This window comes from Helicobacter sp. MIT 21-1697, assembly GCF_026241255.1.
In the GTDB taxonomy this organism is placed as follows: domain Bacteria; phylum Campylobacterota; class Campylobacteria; order Campylobacterales; family Helicobacteraceae; genus Helicobacter_C.
Genome location: NZ_JAPHNC010000021.1, coordinates 1 through 1,009 on the forward strand (window position 1 = coordinate 1; position 1,009 = coordinate 1,009).

General features: G+C 35.4%; 2 protein-coding genes. Both read right to left on the reverse strand.

The window, feature by feature from the left end:
• The coding region (locus tag OQH61_RS09410; RefSeq protein WP_266027176.1) for a hypothetical protein at nucleotides 1-324 on the reverse strand (324 nt) is incomplete at its 3' end.
• 35 nt (nucleotides 325-359) lie between these two features.
• Nucleotides 360-1,009 (reverse strand): hypothetical protein (locus OQH61_RS09415; RefSeq protein ID WP_266027177.1); only part of this gene is annotated, 650 nt, incomplete at its 5' end.

The window sequence follows — 1,009 nt, forward strand, 5'->3', positions numbered from 1 at the left end:
CATTTGCGTAGCATTGGGATAATTAATCCTAATATGTTCTTTAGCAAAGGCTAAGCGGGATTGTTGCATAGAATCTTGCTCTTGTATCACAACACAATCAATAAAGTTTAAAATGTCTTTTTCTGTGGAGACAAGGTAGAGATGTTTTAAAACTTCTTTCCCAAAGGGCGTAAATTCTCGCTCAATAGTATCTTGGGATTCTATAATAAATGCTTCGGGTTTATCAGTGTAGAGATATTCGGCAATGAAGCTCCCACAATCGTGAATTAACGCGTCAGAGCTAGCAAAACTTGCAAAATAATCCCCGCCCTCTTGGTAGGTCATATTTGGGATTTGCTCGATTTTTTGGAGATAGTTTTTTACAAAGGATTTGCTTTTGCCCCCCCCCCATATATTTCATACTTTATAAGATGAATAAATAAAAGCGGGTGAGGACGGAAGATAAAGTCAATTTGAGGATAGAGTGTGGGGAGTTTTAAGAAAAACTCGCTTAGGCGCACAAAGTTTGAGAGATACAAGGGAAAATTCTCTAAAGTCAGTGTATGGTGAGGGGCGATGAGGATTTGCTTTCTCTCTCGCTTAGTTTGTTGTTCTTGCGTGGGAGTTTGCGCTAAAAATTTCGCTAGAGTATCTAACTTGGGGAAACCTATGAGGTTGAGATTCTTAACATCTGCTAATTGATGAGATTTAATTAAATCATAATTGTTTTGATTTTCTACATAAATATTCCATAACAAACTATATTCTAAGGTGGCATACACACCTAGAGTATAGTTCAAATATCCTGTATAGCCATAAGGAATATAAATACTTAAAGCGTGTTGAGATAAATAAAAAATACTATAAAAAAAATGTGTCATAGAATCATAGGGATTATCAAAATATGTTATATCCAAAGCAGAGCTAAAGTCAATAAAATCTTTTTGCACCTCATCATAAGAGTGCAGAATCTTATCAGTATGTGCAGAATAGCTTTCACAAAGGCTTTGATAAGTCTTTGCCATTTCAT